The sequence below is a fragment of the Caldimonas hydrothermalis genome, assembly GCF_056746695.1.
The window spans coordinates 195,694-208,493 of record NZ_JBWQXA010000002.1; the positions used below are offsets into that span (position 1 = coordinate 195,694).

Below are 12,800 nucleotides of genomic sequence, written 5' to 3' on the forward strand. Positions count from 1 at the left end.
TGACCGATGGGCAAGCGTGCGCTGTACAGCAGTTCCAAGCCGGTGGGGCCGGCTGAACCGGCCCGTGCTGCGACACCGCGGGTCCGGCCATCGGCCGACGCTCCCGCAGTGGGCCCGGCGGCCCCTCCCGCGGGCAGCCCCCCCGCCGGCGCCTCCGGTGTGTCGCAGCCTGCCGGGCGCCGGGCCCGCCTGCGGGCTTGGGCGGGGCGTCACGAGCGCTGGGGGCTGGTGCTGGCCGGCGGCCTGCTGGGCCTTGCGCTGACGCTGCTGCAAGACGCCTGGCGCGAGCCCCTGGGGCGCCTCACGCAGGACGACATCGACAAGGCGGTGCTGCACACCCTGGCGAACAAGCCCCTGCCGTCGATGGCGGCCAAGGCCTACGAGAAGATCCGGCCCTCGGTGGTGCGCGTGCGGGGGCTAAGCCTGCCCAATGCCCAGGGACAGCAGCGGGAGATCGGCACCGGCACCGGCGTGGTCATCGTCGATGAAGGCCTGATCCTCACCAATTTGCATGTCGTGATGGGGGCACCGCGGCTGCAGGTGGTCTTCGACGATGGGCATGAAGCCGAGGCCGACGTGGTGGCGGCCCAGCCGGAGAACGACCTCGCGGTGATCAAGCCGCGCAGCCTGCCCGACGACCTCGTTGCGGCCACGCTGCGCTCCACGGGCGACCTGGCCGTGGGCGATGCGGTGGTGGCCGTGGGCTTTCCCTTCGGCATTGGCCCCACGGCCACGGCCGGCGTGGTCTCGGGCCTGGACCGCGAATTCCGCTCGCCCGAGGGCGAGCGCATTCTGACCAACCTGATCCAGTTCGATGCGGCGGCCAACCCCGGCAGTTCGGGCGGCCCGCTGGTCACGGCCGACGGCGAGGTCGTGGGCATCGTCACCGCCATCCTCAACCCGACCGAGCACCGTGTTTTCGTCGGCATCGGGTTTGCCGTGCCCATCGAGAACGCCGCCGCGGCCGTGGGCCTGTCGCCCTTCTGACGCTTGTTTCTCTGGACCCCCGACGAAAGGACGCCCGCATGGACCTCACCACCTCCCCCAACGCCGTGGCCGAGCAGATGCAGAGGGTGCTTTACGAAGTCAAGCGCGTCGTCGTCGGGCAGGACCACTTCCTTGAGCGCGTGCTGGTGGCCATGCTGGCCCAGGGCCACCTGCTGGTCGAAGGTGTGCCGGGTCTGGCCAAGACGCTCACCGTGAAGACACTGGCGCGGGTGATGCGCGGCAGCTTCCGGCGCGTGCAGTTCACGCCCGACCTGGTGCCTGCCGACCTGGTGGGCACGCGCATCTACAACCAGAAGACGGGCGAGTTCAACACCTCGCTGGGGCCGGTCTTCACCCATCTGCTGCTGGCCGACGAGATCAACCGGGCCCCGGCCAAGGTGCAAAGTGCCTTGCTCGAGGTGATGCAGGAGTACCAGGTCACCATCGCAGGGCAGACGCATCCCGTGCCCCGGCCCTTCCTCGTGATGGCCACGCAAAACCCCATCGAGACCGAAGGCACCTACCCGCTGCCCGAGGCCCAGGTCGACCGCTTCATGATGAAGGTGCTGGTGGGCTATCCGAGCGAGGAAGAGGAGTTCGTCATCGTGCAGCGCGTCACGGGCAGCCCCGAGGAGGTGGCCCCGGTCGTGAGCACCGAGGAGCTTGCGCAACTGCAGAAGGAATGCCGCAAGTGCTTCGTGGACCCTTCGCTGATCCAGTATGCGGTCAAGCTGGTGGCGGCCACCCGCTCGCCAGAGCGTTTCGGTCTGCCCGAACTCTCACGCTACCTGAGCTTCGGCGCCAGCCCGCGCGCCACCATCCACCTCATCGAAGGCGCGCGCGCCCTGGCCCTGCTGCGCGGGCGGCCTTACGTGCTGCCCGAGGACGTGACCGACCTCGTGCCCGACGTGCTGCGACACCGCCTCGTGCTGTCCTACGAGGCCCTGGCCGAGGCCCTCACGGCCGACCACCTGGTGCGGCGCATCATGGACAAGCTGCCCGTGCCCGACAAGCCCCTGGACTCCCATGCCCGCACCGAAGCCGTCGTCTGAGGCCCGGCGCCGGGCCGATGCCCGCCCCGCGGCGCATGGCAAGGCCGCGCCATTCGAGGCCAGCCAGACCCATGCCGCGCTGGGCGAGGCCGACCGATTGCTGCGCCGGCTGGAGTGGACGGTGCTGCGCCGCCTGGACGGCCTGCTCGAAGGCGACTACCGCACCCTGTTCCGCGGTCAGGGGCTCGATCTGGCGGACCTGCGCGAGTACCAGTTCCACGACGACGTGCGCTACATCGACTGGAACGTGACCGCACGCATCCAGGTGCCGCATGTGCGCGAATTCCAACAGGACCGAGACATCAACGTCTGGTTCCTGCTCGACCTCAGCGGCTCGGTGCATTTCGGCGCCGGCGAGTTCAGCAAGCGCGACCTGCTGATCGCCTTCGTCGCCCTGATGGCGCGGCTGCTCACGCGCCATGGCAATCGCGTGGGCGCCATCGTCTGCGGCCAGGCGGTCGACACCGTGATCCCGGCGCGCGGCGGGCGCGCCCAGGTGCTGCAACTGGTGCACCGGCTGCTGGCGCGGGCCGTGCCTGCGGCGGTCAGCGCGGGCGGGCCGGGCGGCACCGATCTGGCGCAGCTCTTCCACCGCGCGGGCCATCTGATGCGCCGGCGTTCGCTGGTCTTCGTCGTGTCGGACTTCATCGCCGCACCGGGCTGGACCGAGCCGCTGGGCCGCCTGGTGCAACGCCACGAGGTGCTCGCCGTGCGTCTGACCGACCCGCTGGAGGCGGCACTGCCCGACCTGGGCCTGGTGATGTTCGAGGACGCCGAGACCGGCGAGCAGCAACTGGTGGACACCCATGATGCGGCGTTTCGCCGCCGTTTCGAACAGGCCGCGCGCGACCGCGAGGCCCGATTGCGCCTGGCCTTCGGTGATGCCGGGGTGGACGTGCTGGAGCTGGCCACCGACGAGGATTTGGTCGCGGCGGTGCGCCGTTTCGTCGAACTGCGCCGGCTGCGCTCGCGCCTGGCGGCCGGCGGCGGGGCCGTGTCGGCGCGCCCGGCCGCGGCCCTGACCTCGACGACACCCTTGTGATCACGGGGAGACGGACATGGCATTCCTCTGGCCTGAGATGTTGTGGCTGCTGGGGCTCGTGCCCCTGAGCGTGGCAGCCTACTGGTGGCTGCTGCGCCGCCGCCGGCGCCTGGCGCTGCGCTATTCCGGGCTGTCTCTGGTGCGCGAGGCCCTGGGCCGCGGTCCGGGCTGGCGCCGCCATGTGCCGCCCGTGCTGATGCTGCTGGCGCTGATCGGCCTGCTCGTGGCCGTGGCCCGGCCCACGGCCCGCGTGATCCTGCCATCGCAGCAGCGCATGGTGATTCTGGCCATCGACGTGTCCGGCAGCATGCGTGCCACCGATGTCGAGCCCAACCGCATGGCGGCGGCGCAGGCTGCCGCGCGGGAGTTCGTGGCCCTGCAGGACAGCAGCACGCGCATCGGCGTGGTGACCTTTGCCGGCACGGCCCTGCTGACCCAGCCGCCCACCTACAGCAAGGAGGACGTGCTCGCCGCCATCGATCGCTTCAACTTCCAGCGCGCCACGGCCGTGGGCAGCGGCATCCTGGTGTCGTTGCAGGCCATCTTTCCGGACATCGAGTTCGACCTGCGCGGCAGCAATCCACGCCCGGGCAGCGAGGACAGCCGCCTGGGCCGCTCGCTCGACCAGCGCAGCGGGGCTGGCAGCAGGGCCCCGCCGCCGCCGGTGGAGCCGGGCTCGTATGGCGCGGCCGCCATCATCCTGCTCACCGACGGCCAGACCACCACCGGCCCCAACCCGCTGGAGGCCGCCCGCATGGCGGCCGAACGCGGGGTGAAGGTCTACACCGTGGGGGTGGGCACCGAGCAGGGCGAGATCCTCGTCGGTGACGGCTGGTCCATGCGCGTGCGCCTGGACGAGGAGGCCCTGCGCGGGATCGCCAACCTCACCGGCGGGGAATATTTTTATGCCGGCTCGGCCCCCGATCTGAAAAAGATCTACCAGGGTCTGCATTCCAAGCTCGCGCTGGAGACCCGCGAGATCGAGGTCACGGCCCTGTTCGCAGCCGCTGCGGCGGTGCTGATGCTGCTGGCCGCCGGCTTGTCGGTGTTCTGGTTCCACCGGGTGCTGTAGCGACGGCTCGGCGCCCGCGGTTCAGGCATCATCGGTCGCGAACGTGACGGCCGGGCCGCGTCCGGCCGTGCATGATGCCTGCACCCCTCGCACAGCCCACCGATGAACGACTCCCCTGCCCACGCCGTCGCACCGGCCACGCCGTCCGAGCGTCCTCCCCGTCCTGCCGCCACCCTGGTCGTCGTGCGCGATGGTCCGTTCGGGTTGGAGGTACTGCTGCTGCGCCGGGCCGAACGGGGCGACCACAACAGCGGCGCCTGGGTCTTTCCCGGTGGCCTGGTCGACCCGGGTGACCGGCAGGCGAGCGCCTGCGCCCGCGGGCTCGATGCGCGCACCGCCAACGAGCGGCTGGGCCTGGACGACGGGGCGCTCGACTACCTCGTCTGCGCGATCCGCGAATGCTTTGAGGAATGCGGCCTGCTCTTTGCCGACGGGCCGCGCCCCGACGCGCCCACGCTGCGGGCCTGGCGGGATGGTGTCCACCGCGGCGAACGCGCCTTTGCCGAGCTGTGCCGCCAGGCCGGCTGGACGCTGCGAGTGGATCGGCTGGCCTACCTCAGCCATTGGCTCACGCCCCGCGGACGTGCCAAGCGCTTTGACACGCGCTTTTTCATCGCCGTCGCCCCCGAAGGGCAGGACACCGCCCATGACGCCTGCGAGACCGTCGAGCATGGTTGGTTCCGGCCGGCCGAGGCCCTGGCCCGCGACCCCGCCCATTTCAAGCTGATGACACCCACGCGCGTCACGCTGGAACTGCTGTCGCGCTTTGCCGATGCGGCGTCCCTCATGGCCTGGGCCCGCGCGCCGCGCGAGGTGGCCCTGGTGATGCCGCGCATCGGCCGGGGCCCGCAGGGCGAGCGCCCCGTGATGCCCGACGAGCCGGCCTGGGCCGAGATCGGTCGCCTGGACCCGCAAGGCCATGGACAGGTGTCCTACGCGCTCGAACCCGGTGTGCCGGTGCGCCTGTCCGAGCGGGTGATCCGCGTCACCGCGCCCAATGCCAGTGTGATGACCGGACCGGGCACCAACACCTACCTCGTCGGGGGCGGTGCGGCCAACCGCTGGACCGTGATCGACCCCGGTCCGGCCGACGAGGCACATGTCCAGGCGGTGCTGGCTGCCGCCCCCGGCCCCATCGAGGCCATCGTCCTCACCCACAGCCACAAGGACCACTCGCCGGCCGCGCGGCGGCTGCGCGAGCTCACCGGCGCGCCGGTGGCGGGGCGCTGGCCGGCCCATCCGCAGGGTCAGGACGCGCAACTCATGCTGGACCGCGAACTGCAGCACGGGCAGCGCCTGGCCTGTGCGGCCGATGCCCATCTGCGCGTGTGGCACACCCCGGGGCATGCCTCGAACCACCTGTGCTTCCTGCTCGAAGAGGAAAAGCTGCTCTTCACCGGCGACCACGTGATGCAGTCATCCACCGTGGTGATCAATCCGCCCGACGGTGACATGGCGGCCTACCTCGCCTCGCTGCGGGCCCTGCTCGACGTGGACCTCGACTGGCTGGCGCCGGGCCACGGCTTCCTGATGGCCGAGCCCCGCCGCGTGCTGGAGGGCCTTATCGCCCACCGTCTGCACCGCGAGGCCCTGGTGCTGCAGGCCGTCGCCCGCCTGGGGCCGGCGCCGGTGGGGACCCTGCGCGAGCAGGTCTACACCGCGATCCCGCCCGCGCTGCATGCGATGGCCGAACGCTCCTTGCTGGCCCATCTGCTCAAGTTGCAGGCCGAAGGCCGGGTGCGCGCCTCCGAGGCCGGCTGGAGCGCCTGCTGAACCTCAGCGCGGTGGCGGCAGCGGCTCGCCCCACAGGCGCCGCCACAGCCAGGGCAGCGCCAACGCCAGGTCGGGGCGCGAGCCCACCTGTTCCGGCCGTTGCAGTGGCACCGGGTCGCTGCTGAGCGTGGCCATCCGGAAGGTGAAGAAGTAGAAGGGCTCCTGCCCCATGCGCAGGTCGCTCATCAGCACATGGCCGTCGCGTGCCTGCATCTTGAAATAGCCCTTGCTGAACCAGGCGATGCGATCGACCGGCCAATGCCCGCGCAGCTTCTCGTACAGGTCGGCACCGCGGTCGAAACGGTCGAACTGCACCTCGCGGCGGTCGTCCAGCAGCGAGTAGAAACCTTCCAGATGGGCGTCCGGTGTGATCACCAGGATGCGCCACAGCACGGTGTTGAAGGCCGTGGGCGTGGCCATGACCTGCCGCACCTCCACCCCGTGGGCCGCGAGCGAATCGCGGGCCGCGGCCAGGGCCTGCTGCTGGGCCACCACGCTCCAGCCAAGGTAGGCCGTGCTCAGCACCAGGCCGGCGGTGTTCCAGTGCAGGCGGTCGGTCTGCCGCGATCCCCAGGCCACGGTCACGCCCACCAGCAGGGGCAGCGTGTACAGCGGGTCGATGATGAAGACGCTGCCCACGCCGAAGGGGTGGTCGCTGAAGGGCAAGGCCAGTTGCGTGCCGTAGACCGTCATGGCATCCAGCAGCGGATGGGTCACGAGCACCAGCCACAGAGCCAGCCACCAGCGCCGGAACAGGGCCGCCTCGCCGTGCACGCGCGTCACGATCCAGGCCAGCAGCGGCGAGGCCAGGCTCAGGTAAAACAGGGCGTGGGTTTCGCCGCGGTGGTAGGTCATGTTGCGCACCGCATCGCCGAAGTCGATCAGCGCGTCCAGGTCGGGCAGGGTGCCGGCCAAGCCGCCCCACAGGACGGCCTTCCACAGTGCCGTGCGCCGGCCCATCACCGCCAGGCCGACGGCCGAGCCCAACGCGAACTGTGACACCGAATCCATGGACCCTCCTTGAGGCATGGGCGCCTGCCATTGCGCCAGATTGGAACACTTCAAACACCTTCGTGCGTTTATCGCGCGAGCCCCCCACTTTGGGGGTATGGGCCGCGGACTCACGCCCCTCTAGCATCGAAATTTTGAAGCCAGTGCTCGGGGATGAAGCGGCGGTCGCCACCGTGTGGCTCCCTCGGTGCGGCGCAGGAGGGCTCGGTGGCGCGGCGATGGATGAAGGCTGCAGCGGCGGTGATCGTTGGGGCGGCCTTGGCGTGGGGGGCGGTTGCGTGGTGGCATCGTGCCGACGCGCCGGCCGATCGCTTGCAGCGCCTGCGCGCGGGCGAGCCCTTGCGGGTGGGCTATGCCGTCGAGCCGCCCTATGCCATCGTGCGTCCTGACGGGCAGGTCGACGGTGTGGCCCCCGAAGTGGCTCGCTTGGTAGGCGAGCGTTTGGGGGTGAGCCGCTACGAGTGGGTCCAAACTCGGTTCGATGCCTTGATCCCCGAGCTGCGCGCGCATCGCTTCGATGTGGTGGCCGCTGGCATGTTTATCACCCCGCAGCGGGAGGCGTGGGTGGCGCATTCGCGGCCGATGATGCGGGTGCGCTCTGGCGTGTTGTGGCGCCGCAGCGCGGAAGAGACGCAGGCTTCGGCCTGGAAAGGCTGGGAGCCGGTGCAGCGTGTGGCGGTGATCGAAGGTTCGGTGGAGCATCAGCGCTGGTTGGCCGGCGGCGGCTTGCAAGACCGCTTGATGCTCGTGCCCGATGCGGCCAGCGGCCAAGCCGCCGTGCTCGAAGGCTTGGCCGATGCCTTGGCGCTGTCGTGGCCGTCGGTGCAATGGATGGCGGCGCACAGCCAAGGCCGCTTGCAGGCGCACCCTTTGGACGCAAGGGAGCTGCTGGGAGCCCAGGCCGATCACCCGGCGTTTCAGTTCCGTCATGAAGACGAGGCCTTGCGTCGTGCCTGGGACCAGGCCCTGGGCGAGGTGCTCGGCAGTGAGCAATACGCCGCCGTGCTGGCGCGCTGGGAGTTGGGAGAGGACGTGTTCCCGCCGCGCGAACGCGAGCCGCAGGAGGGCGGCCGATGAAGTCTCCGAAGGGGCTTCGCGCCCGTATGCGGGGGGGGTCGAGCTGGCCGCTGTGGGCGTGGGCGGCCGTGCTCGGCTCGGGGCTGATCTGTCTGACGGTCGTGTGGCTGCAAAGCAGCTACTTGAGCCAACTGGAGCAGACCGTGCGCACCTTGCGCTACATGCGCGTGGCACGCATCGACGTGGCCCAAGGGGTGCTGCACTTGAGTTTGGCCACAGACGATGCGCCCGGGCCCTGGAATGCCTCGCAAGGCTTGGCCTTGATCGACCAAGCGCTGGACCAGTTGAGCCATGTGGCCACGTCGGCCGGGGCCACCAGCGCTGCGACGCAGGAGCTGGCCGAGGCGATCACCCAGATGCGACAGGCCTGGCGCAGCGCTGGCGATGACCGCCTGCTTTGGCTGCGCTCCAGCGCCGCGCGCCTGATGCTGGGGCGGGTCGATGGGGCGGCCGCACGCTTGGTGCAGGAGATGAGCCAGCAGCTTGACGAAGCCATCGCACAGCAGCGTCGGCGCCAGTGGATGGCCTTGGCGTGGACCGTGGTGTTGCTGTCTGTGCTGGCCTGGGCGGTGTGGCGTGCGTGGCGTCGCCAACGGCGCATCGAAGCGGCTTTGTACGACACCCAACAACGCTACCGCGCGCTGGCGGCCGAGCGCAAAACCCACCTGGACGAGGCCTTGGCCGAGCAACGGCGCGCCGATGTGTTTTGGCGCACCGTGGTTGATCACCAGCCGACCCTGGTGGCCTATTGGGACAAAGATCTCATCTTGCGCTTTGCCAACAAGGCCTATCTCGAATGGCTGGGCAAGAGCGCCGATCAGGCCATCGGCCGCCCAGTGGCCGAGGTCGTTGGCCAAGAGCTCTTTCAGCGCGAGTGGCCCAGGATCCAGCGCATCTTGCAAGGCGAGAGTTTCGAGGGCGAATACACCTGGTCTGTGGACGAACGCACGCCGCGCCAGTTCTGGGCCCATCGCATGCCCGATCGGCGTGACGGACGCATCCACGGCTATTACTTCTTCGCCACCGATGTGAGCGATTTGAAAGTGGCGCACGACCACCTGGAGGCGCTCAACGTCGAGCTCACCCGCGCGCGTGACCGCGCCGAGGCGGCCAACCGCGCCAAGAGCGCGTTCCTGGCCAACATGAGCCACGAAATCCGCACCCCGATGAATGCCATCATCGGATTGACCCATTTGCTGCGCCAGCAGCTTGGCTCGGGCGAGCACGCCGACAAGCTGGACAAAATCGATACGGCTGCCCAGCATTTGCTGTCCATCATCAACGATGTGCTGGACCTGGCCAAAATCGAAGCCGGCAAGCTCCAACTCGAGCCGGCCGATTTCCGTATCGACACCATGTTGTCGCGCACCTGCGATCTGGTGGCACCGAAAGTGCGCGACAAAGGCCTGGAGCTCGTGCTCGATGCAGACCACCTGCCCGTGTCGGTGCATGGCGATGCCACTCGCCTGTCGCAAGCCTTGCTCAATTTGCTGAGCAATGCGGTGAAGTTCACTGATCAAGGCGTGGTCTTGTTGCGCGGTGAACTGCTTGCCGAAGCTGCCGAGCAGCTTCAGTTGCGCTTTTCCGTGCGAGACACCGGCCCCGGGCTCACGCCCGAGCAGATCGAGCGCATCTTTCAGCCTTTCGAGCAACTCGACGGCACTCGCACCCGTCGTCATGGCGGCACCGGCTTGGGGTTGACCATCACGCGCCATCTGGTGCAGTTGATGGGAGGCGACATTGGCGTGGACAGTCAGCCCGGCCAAGGCAGCACCTTCTGGTTCACCGTGAGCTTGCGCCGCGCGGCCACCCAGCCCTCGCGTGTGGACGTGCGCTTGCGCGGTTTGCACGTCTTGCTCATCGACGACTTGATCGAAGCCCGTCAAGCACTCGCGGAGATGCTGCACATCATGGGCCTGCAGGTGCAAGCCTGCGACAGCGGTGTGCAAGCCGTGCACGACATGAGCCAAAGCAAGGCGCGTCGGCCCGATGTCATCGTGACCGATTGGCTCATGCCCGAGATGGACGGCTTGCAAACCCTGCGCCGCTTGCGTGAGCTGTGGGGGGCGCAAGCCATGCCGGCGAGTTTGATGGTCACCGCGCGCGACGACCCCGCCTTGCGCCAAGCGGCCCGGGCGCAGGGGGTGGGGGCCGTGCTGCTCAAGCCGGTGACGCCGTCGGCTTTGCACGATGCCTTGATCGCGCTCTTGCGTGAACGCATCAGCCAGGCGCCACCGCCGCCCGTGTTGCCGCCACCGCAAGCGGTGCCGCCGCAAGGCCGCTTGTTGCTGGTCGAAGACAATCCCGTCAACCAGGAGGTCGCGCGTGAACTGCTGCGCGCAGTGGGCTTGCACGTGGATGTGGCCAGCAACGGTGTGGACGCCGTGCGCATGGCTTCGGCCTATCCGTACCGTCTGATTCTGATGGACATGCACATGCCTGAGATGGACGGCTTGCAAGCCACGCGGGCCATTCGCGCCTTGGCCGCTCATGCGCACACGCCCATCGTGGCGATGACCGCCAATGCCTTCGGCGAAGACCGCGAGGCCTGCCTGGCCGCCGGCATGAACGACCACATCGCCAAGCCGGTGGAGCCCTCTTTGCTCTATGCCCGCTTGCGCCACTGGCTGGGGTCTTAGGGGCGAGGGTTTGGTAGGCCGTGCAGGGCTCGAACCTGCGACCAAAGGATTATGAGTCCTCTGCTCTAACCGACTGAGCTAACGGCCCGAAAGGGTGGGCCCCGATTGTAGGCCGTGCTACTTCTGGCTCAGCGCGTTGGACACCAGGCGGGAGGTGATGTCCACGATCTGGATCATGCGGTCGTAGGCCATGCGGGTGGGGCCGATCACGCCCAGGGTGCCCACGACCTGGCCGTCCACTTCGTAAGGCGCTGAGACGACGGACAGCTCCTCGTAGGGCACGACCTGGCTCTCGCCGCCGATATAGATTCGCACGCCCTCGGCGCGACTGGAGACGTCGAGCAGTCGCATGAGCTGGGTCTTCTGTTCGAACAGGTCGAAGAGCTTGCGCAGCGACTCCAGGTCGCTGGAGAAGTCCTGCACGGTCAGCAGATTGCGCTCGCCCGAGACGACCACCTGCTCCTGGCTGCTGGCCATGGCTTCGGTGCCGGCCTGCACGGCCGCCTGCATCAGGCTGGCGATCTCGCCGCGCAGGGCCTCCACCTCGGTTTGCAGGCGGTTGCGCACCTCCTCGAGCGTCAAACCGGCGAAATGGGTGTTGATGTAGTTCGTGGCCTCGACGAGCTGGGCCTGGGTGTAATTGTGCTCGGTGAAGAGCACGCGGTTTTGCACGTCACCGTCGGGGGCGACCAGGATCACGAGCACGCGCCGGTCGGACAGGCGCAGGAACTCGATGTGGTGGAACACCGAGGGCTTGCGCGGCGCAGTGATCACGCCCACGAAGTGCGACAGGTTGGACAGCAGGTGGGCCGCATTGGCGATCACGCGCTGCGGCTGGTCGGGCTGGAGCTGATCGCGCACGCAGGCCACCTCCGGCGGCGGCTGGTTCAGGTCCAGCGGCCGGGCGGTGAGCATGGTGTCGACGAACAGACGGTAGCCGCGCGCGGTGGGCACCCGCCCGGCCGAGGTGTGGGGGCTGGCGATCAGCCCCAGCTCCTCGAGGTCGGCCATCACGTTGCGGATGGTGGCCGGCGACAGCTCCAGCCCCGAGGCCTTGGACAGAGTGCGCGAACCCACCGGCTGGCCGTCCGCAATGTAGCGTTCCACCAGGGTTTTGAGCAGGGTCTTGGCGCGGTCGTCCAGCATGGCGTTGATTTTAGGGCGCGCCGGCGCGCTGCAAGGGGCGCCGCTTGGGCGTTTTCCCTGGCCAGGCGGGGACTTGGGCCCCTCGGTGGCGGCGTGGGCGCTGTGGTGTAATCCCGCCCATGAAATCCCGCTTCCGTCACGTGGCGCTGATCGGCAAATACCAGGCCCAGGGCATGCGGGGGGTGCTGGAGGACATTGCCCAGTTCATCTGCCGCCAGGGGGCGGAGGTCTCGGTCGAGTACGACACGGCCATGAACACCGGCCTGAGCGGCCACCCGATGCTCGACGTGGAAGGTGTGGGCCGCGAATGCGACCTGGCCGTCGTGGTGGGCGGTGACGGCACCATGCTGCACATTGCCCGCGAGGTGGCGCGCCACGGGGTGCCGCTGGTGGGCATCAACCAGGGCCGCCTGGGCTTCATCACCGACATCCCGGTGGGCGAGGTGCACGAGGTGCTGGGGCCCGTGATGGCCGGCGACTTCGAGGAGGAGCGCCGCAGCATGCTCGAAGGCCAGGTCGTGCGCGACGGCCGTGTCATCTTCGAGGCCTTTGCCCTCAACGACGTGGTGGTCAACCGCGGCGCCACCGCTGGCATGGTGGAGCTGCGCATCGAGGTGGCTGGCGACTTCATGGCCAACATCCGCTGCGACGGCCTCATCGTGGCTTCGCCCACGGGCTCGACGGCCTATGCGCTGTCGGCCGGGGGGCCCATCTTGCACCCGGACATCGCTGGCTGGGTGCTGGTGCCCATCGCGCCCCACACCCTGTCCAACCGGCCTATCGTGCTGCCCGACGACAGCGAGGTCGCAGTGGAGATCGTTGGCGGGCGCGACACGAGCGTGAATTTCGACATGCAAAGCCTGGCCAGCCTGTTGCACGGCGACGTCGTCCACGTGCGCCGCTCGGCACACCGGGTACGCTTCCTCCATCCGCGCGGCTGGAGCTATTACGCCACGCTGCGCAAGAAACTCCATTGGAACGAAGGTTTGGGAGCCTGAGCC

The 12,800-nt window shown here is 69.0% G+C and carries 10 protein-coding genes and 1 tRNA gene; 8 read left to right on the forward strand and 3 right to left on the reverse strand.

Features of this window, described 5'->3' with window-relative positions:
• Window positions 1-6 precede the first annotated feature (6 nt).
• The 5 genes from AC1ECW_RS04275 to AC1ECW_RS04295 all read left to right on the forward strand — a co-directional run bounded on the left by AC1ECW_RS04275 (window position 7) and on the right by AC1ECW_RS04295 (window position 5,926).
• On the forward strand, window positions 7-987 hold the full coding sequence (locus AC1ECW_RS04275) for a S1C family serine protease (protein WP_409709361.1): 981 nt from the start codon (window positions 7-9) through the stop codon (window positions 985-987).
• A gap of 38 nt (window positions 988-1,025) precedes the next feature.
• Complete coding sequence (locus AC1ECW_RS04280; RefSeq protein ID WP_481201275.1) at window positions 1,026-2,039, forward strand: AAA family ATPase; 1,014 nt, start codon at window positions 1,026-1,028, stop codon at window positions 2,037-2,039.
• Entirely contained in the window at window positions 2,014-3,081 is a 1,068-nt protein-coding gene (locus AC1ECW_RS04285) for a DUF58 domain-containing protein (RefSeq protein ID WP_409709800.1), read from the forward strand. Before AC1ECW_RS04280 ends, AC1ECW_RS04285 begins: the two co-directional genes overlap by 26 nt.
• 16 nt (window positions 3,082-3,097) lie before the next feature.
• On the forward strand, window positions 3,098-4,153 hold the full coding sequence (locus AC1ECW_RS04290; protein WP_409709803.1) for a VWA domain-containing protein: 1,056 nt from the start codon (window positions 3,098-3,100) through the stop codon (window positions 4,151-4,153).
• Between the two features lie 102 nt (window positions 4,154-4,255).
• Entirely contained in the window at window positions 4,256-5,926 is a 1,671-nt protein-coding gene (locus tag AC1ECW_RS04295) for an MBL fold metallo-hydrolase (RefSeq protein WP_481201276.1), read from the forward strand.
• A gap of 3 nt (window positions 5,927-5,929) precedes the next feature.
• Here AC1ECW_RS04295 and AC1ECW_RS04300 read toward each other — a convergent pair whose 3' ends face one another.
• Entirely contained in the window at window positions 5,930-6,937 is a 1,008-nt protein-coding gene (locus tag AC1ECW_RS04300) for a metal-dependent hydrolase (RefSeq protein ID WP_409705728.1), read from the reverse strand.
• A gap of 207 nt (window positions 6,938-7,144) precedes the next feature.
• Between AC1ECW_RS04300 and AC1ECW_RS04305 the strand changes: the two genes are divergently transcribed.
• Window positions 7,145-8,014 (forward strand): transporter substrate-binding domain-containing protein, encoded by an 870-nt coding sequence (locus AC1ECW_RS04305; protein ID WP_481201277.1) that lies wholly within the window; start codon window positions 7,145-7,147, stop codon window positions 8,012-8,014.
• Window positions 8,011-10,653 carry a hybrid sensor histidine kinase/response regulator gene (locus tag AC1ECW_RS04310; RefSeq protein WP_481201278.1) on the forward strand — a complete coding sequence of 881 codons (2,643 nt, stop codon included), beginning with the start codon at window positions 8,011-8,013 and terminating at the stop codon, window positions 10,651-10,653. Before AC1ECW_RS04305 ends, AC1ECW_RS04310 begins: the two co-directional genes overlap by 4 nt.
• A gap of 11 nt (window positions 10,654-10,664) precedes the next feature.
• Here the strand turns inward: AC1ECW_RS04310 and AC1ECW_RS04315 are convergent.
• Window positions 10,665-10,741 (reverse strand) — tRNA-Ile (locus AC1ECW_RS04315).
• Window positions 10,742-10,770: 29 nt separating this feature from the next.
• A complete protein-coding gene (gene hrcA, locus AC1ECW_RS04320) occupies window positions 10,771-11,799 on the reverse strand; it encodes a heat-inducible transcriptional repressor HrcA (RefSeq protein ID WP_409705737.1) in 1,029 nt (342 codons plus the stop codon).
• A 119-nt stretch (window positions 11,800-11,918) separates the two neighbouring features.
• On the opposite strand from hrcA, the gene AC1ECW_RS04325 reads away from it, so the two are divergent.
• Complete coding sequence (locus AC1ECW_RS04325) at window positions 11,919-12,797, forward strand: NAD kinase (protein ID WP_409705740.1); 879 nt, start codon at window positions 11,919-11,921, stop codon at window positions 12,795-12,797.
• Window positions 12,798-12,800 lie beyond the last annotated feature (3 nt).